The organism is Sinorhizobium garamanticum (genome assembly GCF_029892065.1).
Lineage (GTDB): Bacteria > Pseudomonadota > Alphaproteobacteria > Rhizobiales > Rhizobiaceae > Sinorhizobium > Sinorhizobium garamanticum.
The window spans coordinates 2,473,141-2,489,729 of the sequence record NZ_CP120373.1; the positions used below are offsets into that span (position 1 = coordinate 2,473,141).

12 protein-coding genes are annotated in these 16,589 nt (G+C 61.0%); 10 read left to right on the plus strand and 2 right to left on the minus strand.

Annotation, left to right across the window (positions count from 1 at the left end):
- The first annotated feature begins 167 nt into the window (after positions 1 to 167).
- The 7 genes from PZN02_RS11505 (at position 168) to PZN02_RS11535 (ending at position 9,548) form a co-directional block, all read left to right on the plus strand.
- Positions 168 to 755, plus strand: a complete 588-nt coding sequence (locus tag PZN02_RS11505; protein ID WP_280658127.1) for a thymidine kinase — start codon at positions 168 to 170, stop codon at positions 753 to 755.
- Positions 756 to 990: 235 nt separating this feature from the next.
- Positions 991 to 2,079, plus strand: a complete 1,089-nt coding sequence (locus tag PZN02_RS11510) for a coiled-coil domain-containing protein (protein ID WP_280658128.1) — start codon at positions 991 to 993, stop codon at positions 2,077 to 2,079.
- Positions 2,080 to 2,140: 61 nt separating this feature from the next.
- Positions 2,141 to 3,289, plus strand: coding sequence for a hypothetical protein (locus PZN02_RS11515; RefSeq protein WP_280658129.1), 1,149 nt, complete (start codon positions 2,141 to 2,143; stop codon positions 3,287 to 3,289).
- A gap of 2 nt (positions 3,290 to 3,291) precedes the next feature.
- A complete protein-coding gene (locus tag PZN02_RS11520; RefSeq protein WP_280658130.1) occupies positions 3,292 to 5,208 on the plus strand; it encodes an AAA family ATPase in 1,917 nt (638 codons plus the stop codon).
- Between the two features lie 49 nt (positions 5,209 to 5,257).
- A complete protein-coding gene (locus tag PZN02_RS11525; RefSeq protein WP_280658131.1) occupies positions 5,258 to 6,547 on the plus strand; it encodes a DUF6638 family protein in 1,290 nt (429 codons plus the stop codon).
- A 3-nt stretch (positions 6,548 to 6,550) separates the two neighbouring features.
- Positions 6,551 to 7,777 (plus strand): DUF2333 family protein, encoded by a 1,227-nt coding sequence (locus PZN02_RS11530; RefSeq protein ID WP_280658132.1) that lies wholly within the window; start codon positions 6,551 to 6,553, stop codon positions 7,775 to 7,777.
- Positions 7,778 to 7,868: 91 nt separating this feature from the next.
- On the plus strand, positions 7,869 to 9,548 hold the full coding sequence (locus tag PZN02_RS11535; RefSeq protein WP_280658133.1) for a formate--tetrahydrofolate ligase: 1,680 nt from the start codon (positions 7,869 to 7,871) through the stop codon (positions 9,546 to 9,548).
- 44 nt (positions 9,549 to 9,592) lie between these two features.
- On the opposite strand, the gene PZN02_RS11540 is transcribed toward PZN02_RS11535, so the two are convergent.
- Positions 9,593 to 10,102 (minus strand): DUF1993 domain-containing protein, encoded by a 510-nt coding sequence (locus PZN02_RS11540; protein WP_280661468.1) that lies wholly within the window; start codon positions 10,100 to 10,102, stop codon positions 9,593 to 9,595.
- Positions 10,103 to 10,355: 253 nt separating this feature from the next.
- Here PZN02_RS11540 and PZN02_RS11545 point away from each other — a divergent pair, with 253 nt between their 5' ends.
- A complete protein-coding gene (locus PZN02_RS11545; RefSeq protein ID WP_280658134.1) occupies positions 10,356 to 10,829 on the plus strand; it encodes a YiiD C-terminal domain-containing protein in 474 nt (157 codons plus the stop codon).
- A gap of 7 nt (positions 10,830 to 10,836) precedes the next feature.
- Here the strand turns inward: PZN02_RS11545 and PZN02_RS11550 are convergent, their stop codons facing one another.
- Entirely contained in the window at positions 10,837 to 11,676 is an 840-nt protein-coding gene (locus PZN02_RS11550; RefSeq protein WP_280658135.1) for an extensin-like domain-containing protein, read from the minus strand.
- A 274-nt stretch (positions 11,677 to 11,950) separates the two neighbouring features.
- Here PZN02_RS11550 and PZN02_RS11555 point away from each other — a divergent pair, with 274 nt between their 5' ends.
- Positions 11,951 to 14,053 (plus strand): TonB-dependent receptor domain-containing protein, encoded by a 2,103-nt coding sequence (locus PZN02_RS11555; protein ID WP_280658136.1) that lies wholly within the window; start codon positions 11,951 to 11,953, stop codon positions 14,051 to 14,053.
- Between the two features lie 289 nt (positions 14,054 to 14,342).
- On the plus strand, positions 14,343 to 16,532 hold the full coding sequence (locus PZN02_RS11560) for an anthranilate synthase (RefSeq protein WP_280658137.1): 2,190 nt from the start codon (positions 14,343 to 14,345) through the stop codon (positions 16,530 to 16,532).
- The last annotated feature ends 57 nt before the right edge of the window (positions 16,533 to 16,589 follow it).

The window sequence follows — 16,589 nt, forward strand, 5'->3', positions numbered from 1 at the left end:
CGTCATGCTTGGACCAGCGGCGTGGCTTTAAGGAATCGCGCGGAAGCGAAAATCTGTGGGTCATGCTGACCCGCTCTGGCCATCGGCCGAAAGCCCCGTCAAGAAGCGGACTACTGCATGTGTCCGAAAAGACGCACGGCGCTGTCGGAAGTCTGGAGACGGGGAATATGGCCAAACTCTATTTCAGCTATGCGACGATGAATGCCGGCAAGAGCACGCTGTTGCTGCAGGCCTCCTATAACTACCAGGAGCGGGGCATGCGCGTCGTCATGCTGATCGCCGCCTTCGATGACCGCGCCGGAACCGGCCGCATTTCATCGCGCATCGGGCTGGCCTCGGACGCAGTCCCGTTCAGCGGCCATGACGATCTCTACGCCCTTGTCGAACGCCTGAATGCGGACGGGTCAGGCAAGATCGCGTGTGTCTTCGTCGACGAAGCGCAATTCCTCGGCGAAGACCAGGTCTGGCAGCTTGCGCGTGTTGCCGACCGCCTCGGCATTCCGGTGATGGCCTATGGCCTCAGGACCGACTTCCAGGGCAAGCTTTTTCCCGGTTCCATGGCGCTGCTGGCGATCGCTGACGAGCTGCGCGAAGTCAGGACGATCTGCCATTGCGGACGCAAGGCGACGATGGTCGTACGCCTCGACGGCGCCGGCAACCTTGTGCGCGAGGGCGCGCAGGTGGATGTCGGCGGCAACGAGAAATACGTTTCCTATTGCCGCCGTCACTGGGAAGACCGGATGCGCGACGGCTGAAGAAGCCCGCTGAAATCGCCGATGTGATCGCCTATCTCAAGGGCCCTTCGGCTGCCCGGTAGACGGCCGCCGCCATTGCTCGCCTTCTGTTCGACCATCCGCATGAAAAAGCCTGCGTGCGGCACTTGTTCTCACCGGCTAAACGTCCTTTATATAACTGCAATCGAAGGCTGAATAATTCGGCACGCCGATGCGGTGACTGTCCCGATCAAGGGCCGGATTAAAGGGGGAAGGAATGGCGACTCTTCAGAATTTTGACGCGGAAATCGAAAAGACGAAGAATGTCGTCCAGGAGATGCGCGGCAAGCTTGAGCAATCTGGCGTTGTTCTCGACCAGTTCGCCAAGGCCGACACCAAACTCGGCGACGTCAATTTCGACATCGAGAACGCCCGCATTCAGGACGTGATCAATCAGCAGAAGGTGATGGAAGCCAATATCGCCGATCTGATCATCGGGCTGGAAGATGCGACCAATGTCTTCGGCGCCGAATTCGAAAGCATGAAGAGCTATACCGGCTATGAGAAGTTCATCGGCATGTTCTCCAAGCAGAAGATGCAGCGCTTGCGGACCGATCGCGTGCGCAACATGTCGCTTGCCGGCAACCTGCAGGAGCTTCTCGCCAAGTCCGACACGATCGTCGGGATCCTCAAGGACCAGAGGGCGGTCCTCGACCAGCGCTACAAGACCTCCGAGCACAGCCTCATCAAGGTGATCGATCGCCGCAAGGGCACGATGGCGGCGCTTGAGGAGACGCAGAAGCGCATTGAGGAGCTAAATCCCCTGTTGCTCGACATCGAGAACAGGATCGCGGCGTCGACCGACCAGAAGACGAGAACGGAACTGGAGGGCGAGCGCTCGACGCTTGCGACGGAATATAACGAGAAGCAGGCGAAGGAGCAGGAGCTGCTCGCAGAGAGCCAGACGCTCGAGCGCTACACGTCGATGTTCCAGACCTTCGTCGATTCCCTCAACAATCAGATCGCCGCGCAGAATACGCTGATCAACAAGCTGACGATTGATACCGAACAGCGCATCGTGCTCTACAAGTCGCTGGAGGATTCGTTGAAGACGGCGGCGCAGCAGGATGTCGCCCACAAGATCAACACGCTCGGTAGCCAGGTCGACACCGCGGCCGAGGAGACCATGGCCGGCATCGGCGCGGCGGCACAGCGTCACATCGGCGACTTGCTCGAAATGCATGAAAAGAACATGCTCGCGACGCAGGATATCCAGCGGCGCAAGAAACTCGCCGACGACGCCTTCGCCCGTCGCTTCCAAACGGTGATGGACAAGCACAACGCGGCAAACTACGTGAAGCAGTGATCGGCAAGGCGGCAATGACCAGATTTCCGACCGCCTTTCGGCGCCTGCCGAGGGACTAGGCATGAACACCGCCGCATCCGCCGCCGTACGGCAATATTTCAGTTCCATCCGTTCCGCGCTGGCGGGGCTTGAACTGTTTCTCGGCGACCGCAACTCACCGCTTTACCAGAACACGGTGGTCGGGGAGATCATCGTTTCCTATCTCGCCCGCCTGAAGGCGTCGATCGCCTGCTGGGAAAACCGCATCGGCTTCGTCGAGCGGTTCCGGATCTCGCGCGCCGAAAGCGGCTTCCCGGTGTTCCAGAACGTGCTCGAATTGGAAAACGACCGGCAGAGTGCGGAAGAGCGTCTGGCGAACATTCCGCCTGCCGATGCGCTCCGCGAAGAGATGGCCGACTTCATCCTCAGGCAGAAGTCCTTTCCCGAGGCGCTGCAAGCCCGAATGGCGGAAAGGCTCTATCTCGAGCAGATCGGCAAGGGCGACATCTTTTCGCCCTTCATCCTGCCGGAGACGATCCGGGTCGCCGTCAACCCGAAGACGATGCGGCCCTATTACGTCGTCTCCTGGGGCGCCTTCGATGGAACTCAGACGCTCCCCATGGTCTACATGGCGACGATCGAGGATTCTTCGGAAAACATCGTCGAAATGCTGGTCACCCGTGACGGCAAGCTCAATCCGGACATCGAGATTCCGCTTCCGGTCGGCGGTCTGCTCAATCCTGACCTTGCGAGCCGCTTCGATGACTTCGCCTCGAAGAACAGCGCCTATTCGCTGACGCCGGTGACGATCGCCACCAATCTCGACAAGGATTTCCCGGAGCTTCACCCGAAACAGCTTCGGCGCATCGTACTCGGCCCGTTCTATTCGGCCGGGATTACAGAGAACAACGCCAGGATCAACGATATTCTCTCGAAGGTGCGGAAGGCCGAAAATGCCTGGCTTTTGACCTGGACGGTGCAGGAGGTCTTCTCCAAGGCCGAACGTCCTGCGGAGCGCGGCTTCTGGTCCTCGACGCCGGCGCAGGAGGAATTCCACATAGACACTGACAACCTGGAGGCTGCCCGGATGGGCGTCAGCTGCTACGAAAAGCATGCGCTCGTGCCGCACGACGCCTATCAGGCGCTTTACGCCGAAGGCGAGGCGGGCGAGGTCTTCGGGGACTACAAGGTGCACGTGATTTCCGGCAACCAGGTGGTGAGCGAGGTTTGACGATGACGCTGAATACCGGCCTGACGACGCTGCACGAGGACGACATCGCCAAGCATCAGGCGACGGCCCAGAGCCTTGTCACCAAGCTTGTCATCCTTGAACGGGATGACGCATCAGGGGGGACGCCGCTCGCCGGCACTGGCCGCCGCTTCGTCTCGACCGTTTCGACCGCCGGCCAGCGCCGCACCCGAGAGGTTGAGCTTCAGCGCACGATCCAGTCGGTGCGCGGCGCCGATCCGCTCCTGTCGCCGGCCCAGCATGCCGTCCTTTACCGGACGCGCCGCGGCATTCAGGTGGCGCTTGCCGTCGCCGACGTCTTCGCGCGACAGACGAATCTCGAGCAATTGCAGGCGCGCAACGCCTCCTCGCCGCTCGGCGGCGAAGAGGCGGGCCAATTCAAGGCACTGCTTTCGGCCGCCGCCTATGTTGCCGCATTTACGCTCGCGGCCTATTTGGGTGCGACCCTGCAGAGCGAAGGCGAACCGGTCGACGATGCGGCAGAGCCGGACTTTCTCTTCGACACGCCCCAGGATGCGCTGAAGAGCATGGTCGCGGCGCTCGACCGCAGCATTGCCGGTGCGCCGGACGATCTTTCCTTGACGGCGCGCACGCGCGCCTTTTCACGTGTCGCGATCGAAGGACTGATCGCCCGCAAGGCGCGGTTCACCGGCCTTCAGAGCTTCGAAAACGTCCATATCCGGCTCGACCAGGACGATTTCACCCTGAACGGTTTCGATATTGCACCGGGGCAGAAGCGCAAGCCGCTGGTGATGACGTTCAAGAAACCCGAGGAAATCATCGGCAACCACATTGCGAAGTACCAGGCACTGAAGCTTGCCAAGATGCTGATGGCCTATGACTTCGACCGGCAGATGAATCCCTTCGTCGAACTTGGCGGCTTTCTCTTCACCTTTTTCGGCGACGGCATGCCCGGCACCGGCAAGACCATTCTCATCCAGATGCTCGCCGGGATGCTCCACGATTACTGCGGCGTCGCCGGCTACGCTTTCCATTATGAGAATTTCGGCGTCGACCAGATTTCCTCCTATCAGGGAAAGTCTGGGCAGAACTGCAAGGAATTCGTCAACAACGTCATCAATCCTCGGGCGATCGGCTTCGGCACGATCGATGATGTCGATCAGGTGGCGGCCAGGCGTTCCGACGACCGTGCTTCGGCCGGTCAGCACGAGGTGACGGCGGTGCTGATGGAAAGCTTTGCCGGTGCCTCCACCGTGGTGCGCGGCAACTGCACCTTCGGCATGTTCTCGAACTACCCGGAGAACGTCGATGACGCGTTGCGTCAGCGTGCGGGCGCGCGCTGGCTCGTCGATGGGCCGCAGACGGAAGGCGACTACATCGACATATTCGCGCTGCTTGTCGGCAAGAACCACAAGATCCCGCTTGGTGAGCACGATCTCTATGCCGGCCAGGAGATCAAGCGCGCGGTCTCGCAGTCCTATGCAGCCCATGCACGGCCGCAGGAGGAGGGCCTCGCCGCCGTTTGGGAGCGCTACGAGAAAGAGAAGGGCAAGATTGCCACGCTCGCCGACGTCGGCGCCTATCTGCACATGATCAAGGAAGCCGAGCCGCGCTTCACCGGCCGGGCGATCAGGAACATCACCGACGCGATCAAGATGCGGGCGATGGACGTCGAGCTTCCCGACGACTGGTTCAAGGATGCCGGCGCCTTCATGCACAAGTCCTACGATGAGAAGAAGGCGATGATCGAGGAGTTGCGCGGTCCGATCACGATCGAAATGGTGCTGCAGGAAATCAACCGCTACGCCGACAGCGAGTTCCGCTACACCGACAAGTCGGACGATGCCGCTATTGGCGACATCATTCGGCGTGAGCGCCAGCGCGAAAAGGCGATCCGCGAAATCGAGGCGATGAAGAGGGAGGGCAGGTGGCAGGCATGAGCGATGAGGATCAGGAGCGCTCAATTGCCATGGCGAGGAGCATTTCCGCATGAAACGCCTCCTCGAAGCCGAGCTGATCTATGGTCGGCTGCTCGACATATCCGAGCCTCATCTTATCGCCCGCTACAACAAGGCGCTGGAGGGCTTGGGCCTGAAACCAACGGCGCTCGATCACTTCAGCATTGACATGACCGGTTTCTCGCCGGAGATCGCCGACGAACTTGGGGATCGCGATTATCTCGACCCGAATCGCGTCAATCGGCGCTTCATTATCCTAACGCCGGCTCAGGCGGACCTTCCCGTTGTCCATACGAGTTTCTCCAACACCGCGGCGCTGATGCATGAGTTCTTCAACGCCAACAGCCGCGCGATCAACGCGGTAACCATCAAGGATGCGCTCTACGGCGAGATCGAGGACTCGGTTTCGGTGGTCGAGGACATCGACGACCTCCTGTCGATCAATGAAGTTCGTTTCCGGGTCCTTTCCGCGGAAGACATGCTCGGCAAGGCAACCGAGCTCAGGGAACTGGTGGACCGGCTGAAGAAGGTACCGACCGCCTGGGCCGATGACGCCATGCTGAACCGGATGGTCGAGCTGGCAAAAATGACGGGCGACATCCGGCAGAACGTCCTCGTGCCAAATGAACTCGTTTTCCGCCACGAGGCCTTCTGGGCCAATCATTTCGGCGGCGTCTATGTCTTCCTCGACGAGAAGACGACGACGGTGATCTGCGATCCTTCGGTACCCGGTTTCAGGCGGTCGCGGCCATGGCAGGTGAGCTACATTGCCATCAACGATCATGCCCGCATCTACGAGTTTCTCGCCCGGACCAACCGGCTGCAACTGCCGCAGGCCTCCTGGGTGCAGGAATCCGGGCTGTTTCAGCACCGGGCGGATATGATCATTCGCGGGCTGATCAACGATACCGATCCGACGGCCGATCTCATGAATGCTGATCGGATCTGGCTGCAGACCTGGATCCACCGTAACGCGGCGCTTGTGTCGCGCGATGGAACCTACCCCTTCCTTCAGGAAATGGCCCGGACGATTGCCGCAACGGGCACGATCACCATGGCGGAGGTCCCGCCGGAACATCGCTTTCTGCTGGTGCGCGCCGCGCCGATGCATACCGATCAATGGCTGGTGAATCGCCTCATCTCACAGCTCGTTCCCCGAGATTTCGTCTCCCGCTTCGTGTTCGACAAGCAGGGATTCTATGACGCTTACGAGCGCTACAGCGAAAAGTTCCGGGAATATGTTGTGGCGACATTGACCAGTACGTATCTCAAGGACAAGGCCGCCTTCCGGCACAAGCTCTACGGCCTCAAAGAGGAATAGGACATGTTCGATCCGATCGTTGCGTTCTTCCAGCGGGTTTTCACGGCGATCGGCCGTGGCATCGGCCTTGCTGTTGCCTGGCTCCTCTGGCCTTTCGTGGCAATGGGCAACTGGTACCGGCAGCGAAGCTGGATCATCAAGGGACCGATCGGCCTTATCCTGCTCGGTCTGATCCTGTTCTACGGCTATTTCGTCTGGCAGACGCAGGCATGGACCAATTTCAATCCTGACTATGTCGATCGCTACAAGCTTGCCGAGCGCAAGGTGCCGGCAGGGTCGCCGGTAAGAGGTCCCGGCGCAACGACGCCGGGGCAGCCAAATGCAGGGGCCGCCGCCGACCGGGCGGCAGCGGCCGATCCATCGGGCGGGGCCAACACGACCGAGGCGCTCGCCGTGGCGCAGCTGCCGGCGGGAACGGTTTGCCAAACCTCGGCGATCGTCGACGTCGCGGCCGATCTCATCGACTTCAACGTCAACCAGAATGCCTGGATATCTTCGATGCTGCACTACAAGCTCGGCCTCTTCGGGCTCGACTGGGACGACACGCCCTGGCTCGACAACAAGGCGTCGTTCCAGCGCGGCATCAACCAGGCGATACGCCGAACGTCGGTGGAGCTCGTGGATTCGCTCGGACGCGTCCGCGGCACGTCGGGCATCAACAACGACCTGCAAAGCGCGCGCGGCAACATCCAGTTCGACGAGGAGACCTGGTATTTCGGCATCAACCCGTTCGGACCCAAGACACCGACGCCGAGCTTCTATCGGGCGGCGATGCGCGATTTCAGGAAGTTCAATCTCTCGCTCGGCAAGTGCGAGGCGATCTTCGACGGTCGGTCCGACAACATGGTCGAGTTCCTCGACCGCATCGCCAACGACCTCGGCAACACCTCGGCGATCATCCGCGAACGCTCCGAATTCCACAATGGCGGCTGGTTCGACACGCGCGCGGACGACCGCTTCTGGTTCGCCTTCGGCCAGCTCTATGGCTACTACGGCATTCTTTCAGCCGCCGGTGCCGACTTCGAGAATGTCGTCGCCCAGCGCGGCCTGACGCCGATCTGGACGGAGACGATCCGGCAGCTGCGCTCCGCCTTGAACATCCAGCCGCTTATCATCTCGAACGGCCGCGAGGATGGCTGGATCATGCCGACGCATCTGGCAACGATGGGCTTCTACATCCTTCGTGTGCGGTCCAACCTGGTGGAAATGCGCGATATCCTTGCCCGATGATGCGCGGCGTGTAAGCGTAAGCGCAAAGAAACAAAGCGCGCCCATTTTCGCGGACGAGGCGGATTGGGCGTGCCACAAAGGGGGAGCAGCCATGCCGGAGGTCAAATCCGATATCGAGATCGCGCGCGCCGCAAAGAAAAAGCCGATCCAGGAGATCGGCGAAAAGCTAGGCATTCCGTCGGAGCACCTGCTGCCCTACGGCCACGACAAGGCCAAGGTCAGCGCTGAATTCATCGCCGCGCAGCGGAACAACGGAAACGGCCGGCTCATCCTGGTGACGGCGATCAATCCGACGCCCGCCGGCGAAGGTAAGACGACGACCACCGTCGGCCTCGGCGACGGCCTCAATCGCATCGGCAAGAAGACGATCGTCTGTATCCGGGAGGCATCGCTCGGCCCCTGCTTCGGCAGCAAAGGCGGTGCGGCCGGCGGCGGTTACGCCCAGGTCGTGCCGATGGAGGACATCAACCTTCACTTCACTGGTGATTTCCACGCCGTCACGGCGGCGCACAACCTGCTTGCGGCACTGATCGACAATCACATCTATTGGGGCAACGAGCAGTCGATCGACATTCGCCGCATCGCCTGGCGTCGGGTAATGGACATGAACGACCGGGCACTGCGCCAGATCGTCGGCTCGCTCGGCGGCGTCGCCAACGGCTACCCGCGCGAGACCGGCTTCGACATCACCGTCGCCTCGGAAGTCATGGCGATCCTCTGCCTCGCGATGGACATCAAGGATCTCGAAAAGCGGCTCGGCAACATCATCATCGGCTACAGGCGCGACAAGAGCCCGGTCTATGCCCGCGACATCAAGGCGGACGGGGCGATGGCGGTGCTGCTCAAGGACGCGATGCAGCCGAATCTTGTGCAGACGCTCGAGAACAACCCGGCCTTCGTCCATGGCGGCCCCTTTGCCAATATTGCCCATGGCTGCAATTCGGTGGTCGCCACGGCAACTGCCCTGAAGCTCGCCGATTACGTCGTTACCGAGGCCGGCTTCGGTGCCGATCTCGGAGCTGAAAAATTCTTCGACATCAAGTGCCGCAAGGCCGGCCTGAAGCCGGACGCCGCGGTCGTCGTCGCGACCGTGCGGGCGGTCAAGATGAATGGCGGCGTGAAGAAAGACGACCTGGGCCGGGAGAATATCGAAGCGCTCAAGAAAGGCTGCGCCAATCTCGGGCGGCACGTGCAGAACGTCAAGAAATTCGGCGTTCCCGTGCTCGTTGCGATCAACCACTTTACCTCCGACACCGAGGCCGAGATCCAGGCGATCAAGGACTATGTCAGGACGCTTGGTTCAGAAGCCGTTCTTTGCAAGCATTGGGCCGAGGGTTCGGCAGGGATCGAGGAACTTGCGCACAAGGTCGTGGACCTCGCGAATGCGGGCCACTCGCAGTTCTCGCCGCTTTATCCGGACGACATGCCGCTCTTCCAGAAGATCGAGACGATCGCCAAGGACATCTATCACGCGAGCGAGGTGATTGCCGACAAGCTGGTGCGCGAACAGCTCCGGACCTGGGAGGAGCAGGGTTACGGCCACCTTCCGATCTGCATGGCCAAGACGCAATATTCCTTCTCGACGGACCCGAACCTACGCGGCGCGCCGAGCGGCCACACCGTGCCGATCCGCGAGGTGCGGCTTGCGGCCGGCGCTGGCTTCATCGTCGTCATCACCGGCGAAATCATGACGATGCCGGGCCTGCCGAAAGCGCCGTCCTCGGAGAGGATACGGCTCAATGAGGAGGGGCTGATCGAGGGGTTGTTCTGAAGGTGGCGCAGCGGGCGTGACGTTTCGCCCACTGTGTACGCATCTCAGCCAAGACCGCCAATATAGTCGGCCTTGCCGATCGGCACGCCCTTGTGGCGGAGGATGTCGTAGGCGGTGGTGACGTGAAAGTAGAAGTTCGGCAGCACGAACTTCAAGAGGTAGTCCCCACCGCTGAAGGTGATCTTGAGGGTGGGGAAGCTCAGCGTCACTTCGCGGTTCTCGCTGCCTTCGAGATCGGCGGGTTGGACCGTTTCGAGGAATGCGACCGTCTTGGCGATCCGTTCGCGCAGTTCCGCGAAGCTCCGTTCCTCGTCCGGGAAGCGCGGCGCCTCGATCGTCGTCAACCGCGCGATGGCATTCTTGCTGGTGTCGCTCGCCCGCTGGACCTGTCCGGCGAGCGGCAGCATGTCCGGCGCGAGTCGTGCCTCAAAGAGCTCGGCGAGCGGCATGCCCTTCTCCGAAGCGAAGGTTTCGGCCTTGTCGAGCAGGCCACCGAGGGCGGAAAAGCCGCGGATGAAGGCGGGCACGGAAAGCTTGTGCATGGTTAGCGGCATGGATTGTTCCTCTGTCAGGTCGATGGCGGGCGAATGATGCGGCAGTTCTGCAGTCCACGCCATAGATTGTTCTCGCCCACGGCGATTTCAATCGAGTTGCCGCTATCTTGCGCGTCGCGTGACGGTGCCGCATGCATGCCGAGGCGCGCAGGTATCGGCGTAACAGCTTGATTCACTGCACGACTTCGTCCTTAGTTTGCTGATAGCTTGCCGTAGCCGAGACTCCTTTGTTGGCGAGCAATACGAGAGCATCATGACGCCTTCGGAACTGCAGGCTTACCTTCACGCGCACATTCCGCTGTCGGCGGCCATGCAGGTCGAAGTGGTCAAGGCGGAGTGGGAGAACGTGCTCCTCCGCGCGCCGCTTGCACCGAATATCAATCACCGCGAAACGGTTTTCGGTGGCAGCGCCTCGGCGCTGTCGATCCTTGCCGCGTGGTCGCTCCTCCATCTCCGGCTCCGTCTCAGCGGCATCGCCACGCGCCTGGTGATCCAGAGCAACCGCATGGATTACCTGCAGCCGATCGCCGGCTCCTTCTCGGCGCGCTCAAGTCTTGAGGACGCCGATCAATGGCCCGCTTTCATGCGCCTCCTGGAACGGCGGGGCAGGGCGCGCCTTGTGGTGAGGGCCGATCTGCTTGCGGAAGAAGAGGTCGCCGGTTTCTTCTCCGGCGAGTTCGTTGCGCTTGGATCCGAAAAGGCGACAACGGGCATAGACGGCACGTGACAACCGCCTATCGACAGTAGCGATAGCCGTTCTTGCGTTCGATGATGTCGAAATGCAGGTGCGTCTCATGGGCGGCGTCGCTGCCCGGATCGAGGACAGTCGTGAAATAGAGGCAGCCCGATGCCGTAACCGCGCGCTGAAACGCGCCTGTCAGTGTGCCATCCTCGTCGCGCGGCTGAATGGCGATGGTCCTGCCGTCGCCCAGCGTGAACGAGGCGATGTCGACAGCGTTGCCGTGGGCATGTTCCGAAATCTTGCCGGTCGTCCCGTTGTTGCGCCGGCGGCAGACATAAGTCGATGCGTGGTTCAGCGCCGTGATCCGTGTATCCGGTCCGAAGGCCGTGGCGGCGGCGGGGATTGCCGATTCCTTGGTCCAGCGGGCAAGCGCCAGTGCCGTTGCGCAACGCATCGTCCCCTCCGGTTTCAGCGCAACACCCGGCAATATTGCCGTCACGCGAATCGGCTTGTCGATACCACAGCCCTTGCCGTCGTCGATGCGCTTGGTGTCAGTGAATGTGCCCCCGAGCGCCTTGAGGTCGGCAAGGCAGGATGCGTGCTCTTCGGCAGGCTCCTCTTTCACCGGCAGGAATACTGTCTCAATGCTGTCGTCCTTGGTTGTGTCCCCGGGGATGCCCTCTTTCTGTTCTCCACCTGGCTGAGAACCCGTCTTGCCATTGGCGGGAACTTCGGCGCCCTTGGGCGGCACGGCAGGCTTCGGTTCCGGCGTTGGCGTTGCTTGCTCGCTGGGGATTGCGGGTTTCGGGACCGGCACCGGACCCTTCTTGGGAAGGCTTGCGCCTGAGAGAATCAAGACGGGCAACAGGATCATTCCGACGGTGTGGCGCATGCAGGTCCTTCGCATCCGTTGGGGCCGAAGCCAGAACGCATGAGAGCAGATCCTCTTTCAAAATGTGCTCAAACTGAGGACAAGGGCAGCTGCGAGCGTGAATCCGGCCCAGACGATACCCCTAGATTTATATTGACAATTTCACTCATGTTTTTTATGTGGCGTAAATGAGGCGACGCGCTGACACGTCGCACGCATCCAAACACTCGCCCAGCCAGCCCCTTGAGTTTGCCGCTCAACAGCAAGCCCGGCCAAAATCTCAAAGGACTGGTCCATGCTCAACCGGCATCATCGCCTGGCTCTTCTCGCATGCACGGCGACACTCGCACTATCAGCTGCCTCCAACACATTCGCTCAAGATACTACGGCCGCACAGACGGAAACCGAGAAAGCCGAAGCCGCAAAAGGCGAAACCTATCTCTCAACCATCGTGGTAAAAGGCGGGCGTGATGCGGATCCCTATGCCAAGCCTGGCCCTTCGAGCACGGTGACAACGGACGAGATCGCATTGCAGGCAGGGCAGGAGACTGACGACCTGCTCCGCAGCGTGCCCGGAACGTCAACGGCCAACAACCCGCAGAATCCCGGTGTCGCAGTCAATATCCGCGGCTTTGAAGGATCCGGCCGTGTCAACATGATGATCGACGGCGTGCGCCAGAATTTCCGATTTACCGGTCACGAAGCTCAAGGCTTCGCCTACCTCGATCCTGCCTTTCTTGCCGGGATCGACGTCACGCGTGGCGCCGTTACGGGCGTTGGCGGCGGCGCGCTGGCCGGGTCGGTGAACTTCCGAACCTATGACATCGAGGATCTGATCCAGGACGGCAAGAACTATGGCGGCCATGCTGCGGTCACCTACGGAACGAACGGCAGTGACTGGTCGGAATCGCTGCTCGGCGCCTATCGATTCAACGACGTCTTCTCGGTCCTCGGCGGTATCAGCAAGAGCGATCCCGGCAATTACGAAAACGGCGACGGCATCGAAGTCCCGTTTACTGAAGAAGATCTGCTCTCGGGCCTGTTGAAGGCCGAAATCACGCCGGACAAGGACCATTCGTTCAAGTTCAGCGCGATGGCCTACGACAATGATTTCTTTGCGAATTCCTATTTCCAGAACGTGAAGAATCAGACGCTCGGCGCGAATTATGCGTACACACCCGACAACGAGTTCATCGATTTCCGTGCCAACGCCTACTACAACCGGGTGAAGATGCAATATGACGGTAACATCACCGGCGGCGGCTCGGCGAAGGGACGAGAAATCACCGACACCGGCACCGGCTTCGACATCTCGAACACGTCGCTGTTCGACCTCGGCGAGGTAGCCGTTCGAGCCAACTACGGTGTGGAATATTTCCAGGACGACTACGACGTCATCAACAGCGCGGCGCAGCCTTCGGGAGGCGTAAACGGTGAGGGCAAGAACTCGACAACCGGCGTCTTCAGCACGAACACGTTCACTTACGGCATGGCCGAGTTGACGGCGGGGTTGCGCTACGACCGCTACACGATCGACGGAAATGGCGTTGTTTCCGCTTTCAATCCACTCGGGATGCCGGCTGGCCCTTACAGCGTCGACGAGTCGGACGGACGCCTCAATCCCAGTGTAACAGTTGCGCTAAACCCGACCGACTGGCTGCAGCCCTACGTGACCTATGCGGAAACTTCGCGGGCGCCGACGGTGAACGAAACTTTCGCCGGCGGCTCGCACCCGGGCGGGTTCCAGATGTTTTTCCCCAACCCGTTCCTCCAGCCGGAAATATCCAAGGGCTGGGAAATAGGCGCCAACATTAGACTGGATGATGTCATCGCTGCGGGAGACAGCTTCCGCCTGAAGGCGAACTATTTTCACCAGAGGGTAGATAACTATATCACTGCGGCGCTGGGTGGCGGCGGCATGCAGGTTTTCTTCGTCAACAACCCGGGCGAATCCACGGTCCAGGGCTTCGAACTGCAAGCCGCCTATGATGCCGGCTATGTCTTCGGAAATCTCGCCTATACCCATACCGATAGCGAGTTGCCGTCTCAGATCAACGGTTTCGGCGTGCAGAGCTTCCTGCCGGATGACATCTTCAGTGCGACGATTGGGGCGCGCTTCCTCGACGAGCAGCGGCTGACGGTGGGATCGCGCTTCTATGCCGTCTCCAACGCCTTCATCGGCGAGGCGAACGCGCCGTCGGGGTCGCCCTTCGTCGCGGGCTACGGGCTGGTCGATCTGTTTGCGAACTACAAGTTCGAAAACGGCTTCGAACTGACGGGAAGCGTAACGAACCTCTTCGACAAGACCTACACGCCGGCATCGAGCACGATCGCGGGCAACACGGTCGAAACCGGTCGCGGCCGGACGTTCCTTGTCACCGCGAAGGCCAAATTCTGATCAGCATCAGACGGTCTCCAACCGGGGTGGTCTGAAAGGGCCGCCTCTTTTCGTGGGGACAATGTCAGCAGCGGGCAAACGCTCGTTTTCCCGCTTGCGCGCATACGCAAGCCGCGCTAACACTTTCGCCCATGATGAACGAACGCAACATTTCGATCTGGTGGTGGGCTCGCTGAGGCGGCCTTGACCAGTCATGCGTGATTGAGACATGAAGCCGCCCGGAGATTTCGAGGCGGCTTTTTCGTATTCTGGCCGCGTGGAAAGACCGGGCTTTTACGGAGCGAGGCGAATGGCAACGGTAATTCTGGAAGACGGCGCGGAGAGCTACACCACCGAAGGCGGCATAGTCATCACGCGCAGGCGGCGCGATGCTTCCTACACGGACGCGATCTCGTCCTGTGTCGACAAGCTCGACGAGCGGCGCGGCGCGGTCTTCTCCTCCAACTACGAATATCCCGGCCGCTATACACGCTGGGACACCGCCGTCGTCGATCCTCCGCTCGCCATCTCTTCCTTCGGTCGCTCGATCTGGATCGAAGCCTATAACGGTCGCGGCGAGGTGCTGCTCGCGCTCATCGGCGAGCATCTGAAATCGGTCGCAGACATCACCATTGATGCGTCGACGGCGCGTCGCCTCGATCTTACCATCAACCAGCCGGACCGCGTGTTTACCGAGGAAGAGCGCTCGAAGATGCCGACGGTTTTCACGGTTCTCCGCGCCGTGACGAACCTCTTCCATTCGGCCGAAGATGCCAATCTCGGCTTCTATGGCGCCTTCGGCTACGACCTTGCCTTCCAGTTCGACGCGATCGACCTCAAATTGCAGCGGCCCGATGACCAGCGCGACATGGTCCTCTTCCTGCCCGATGAAATCCTCGTCGTCGACCACTATGCGGCGAAGGCATGGATCGACCGCTACGACTTTGCCAAGGATGGCCTTTCGACCGAGGGCCAGGCGGCGGAAATCGCGACCGAGCCGTTCCGCACGGTCGACAGTATTCCGCCGCATGGCGATCATCGGCCGGGCGAATATGCGGAACTCGTGGTCAAGGCCAAGGAAAGCTTCCGCCGCGGTGATCTCTTCGAAGTCGTGCCGGGACAGAAGTTCTACGAGCGCTGCGAGAGCCGCCCTTCGGAGATTTCCAAGCGGCTGAAGGCGATCAACCCTTCTCCCTATTCCTTTTTCATCAACCTCGGAAACCAGGAATATCTCGTCGGCGCCTCGCCGGAGATGTTCGTCCGGGTCTCTGGCCGCCGCATCGAGACCTGCCCGATCTCCGGCACGATCAAGCGGGGCGACGACCCGATCGCCGACAGCGAACAGATCCTGAAGCTGCTGAATTCGAAGAAGGACGAATCCGAACTCACCATGTGTTCGGACGTTGACCGCAACGACAAGAGCCGCGTCTGCGTGCCGGGTTCGGTGAAAGTGATCGGCCGACGCCAGATCGAGATGTATTCGCGGCTGATCCACACGGTCGACCATATCGAGGGCCGCTTGCGTGACGACATGGACGCCTTCGACGGCTTCCTCAGCCATGCGTGGGCGGTGACGGTCACCGGCGCGCCGAAGCTCTGGGCGATGCGCTTCATCGAAAGCCATGAGAAGAGTCCGCGCGCATGGTATGGTGGCGCAATCGGCATGGTCGGCTTCAATGGCGACATGAATACCGGCCTGACCTTGCGCACCATCCGCATCAAGGACGGGATCGCCGAGGTGAGAGCGGGCGCCACGCTGCTCTACGATTCCAATCCGGAAGAAGAAGAAGCCGAAACCGAACTGAAGGCATCCGCTATGATTGCAGCCATCCGCGACGCCAAATCCGCCAACAGCGCCAAGGTCGGGCGTGACGTTGCGCCGGTCGGCGCGGGCGTCAATATTCTGCTCGTCGACCACGAGGACAGCTTCGTCCATACACTGGCGAACTATTTCCGGCAGACGGGCGCGACCGTCACCACCGTTCGCACGCCGGTTGCCGACGAGATCTTCGACCGCGTCAAGCCGGACCTCGTCGTGCTCTCCCCTGGACCGGGCACCCCGAAGGACTTCGACTGCAAGGCGACGATCAAGAAGGCGCGGGCGCGCGAGCTGCCGATCTTCGGCGTCTGCCTCGGCCTGCAGGCGCTGGCCGAAGCCTATGGCGGCGACCTCAGGCAACTGGCGATTCCCATGCACGGCAAGCCGTCGCGCATCCGCGTGCTGGAACCCGGCATCGTCTTCTCCGGCCTCGGCAGGGAGGTGACGGTCGGACGCTACCATTCGATCTTTGCCGATCCTTCCAGCCTGCCGCGCGAGTTCATGATCACGGCAGAGAGCGAGGACGGCACGATCATGGGCATCGAACACATGAAAGAGCCGGTGGCGGCAGTGCAGTTCCATCCGGAATCGATCATGACGCTCGGCGGCGACGCCGGCATACGAATGATCGAGAACGTGGTTGCGCATCTCGCCAAGCGGGCCAAGACCAAAGCCGCCTGACGCCTTTGAATCGGCGTCGGCGTTAGCCAGCACGACACGGCCCTTTGACAAGAGGGT

What these genes read in the sequence shown, in the direction of transcription:
- PZN02_RS11505 (WP_280658127.1), top strand. Translation starts at nt 168, where the DNA reads ATGGCCAAACTCTATTTCAGCTATGCGACGATGAATGCCGGCAAGAGC.
- PZN02_RS11510 (WP_280658128.1), top strand. Translation starts at nt 991, where the DNA reads ATGGCGACTCTTCAGAATTTTGACGCGGAAATCGAAAAGACGAAGAAT.
- PZN02_RS11515 (WP_280658129.1), top strand. Translation starts at nt 2,141, where the DNA reads ATGAACACCGCCGCATCCGCCGCCGTACGGCAATATTTCAGTTCCATC.
- PZN02_RS11520 (WP_280658130.1), top strand. Translation starts at nt 3,292, where the DNA reads ATGACGCTGAATACCGGCCTGACGACGCTGCACGAGGACGACATCGCC.
- PZN02_RS11525 (WP_280658131.1), top strand. Translation starts at nt 5,258, where the DNA reads ATGAAACGCCTCCTCGAAGCCGAGCTGATCTATGGTCGGCTGCTCGAC.
- PZN02_RS11530 (WP_280658132.1), top strand. Translation starts at nt 6,551, where the DNA reads ATGTTCGATCCGATCGTTGCGTTCTTCCAGCGGGTTTTCACGGCGATC.
- PZN02_RS11535 (WP_280658133.1), top strand. Translation starts at nt 7,869, where the DNA reads ATGCCGGAGGTCAAATCCGATATCGAGATCGCGCGCGCCGCAAAGAAA.
- PZN02_RS11540 (WP_280661468.1), bottom strand. Translation starts at nt 10,102, where the DNA reads ATGCCGCTAACCATGCACAAGCTTTCCGTGCCCGCCTTCATCCGCGGC.
- PZN02_RS11545 (WP_280658134.1), top strand. Translation starts at nt 10,356, where the DNA reads ATGACGCCTTCGGAACTGCAGGCTTACCTTCACGCGCACATTCCGCTG.
- PZN02_RS11550 (WP_280658135.1), bottom strand. Translation starts at nt 11,676, where the DNA reads ATGCGCCACACCGTCGGAATGATCCTGTTGCCCGTCTTGATTCTCTCA.
- PZN02_RS11555 (WP_280658136.1), top strand. Translation starts at nt 11,951, where the DNA reads ATGCTCAACCGGCATCATCGCCTGGCTCTTCTCGCATGCACGGCGACA.
- PZN02_RS11560 (WP_280658137.1), top strand. Translation starts at nt 14,343, where the DNA reads ATGGCAACGGTAATTCTGGAAGACGGCGCGGAGAGCTACACCACCGAA.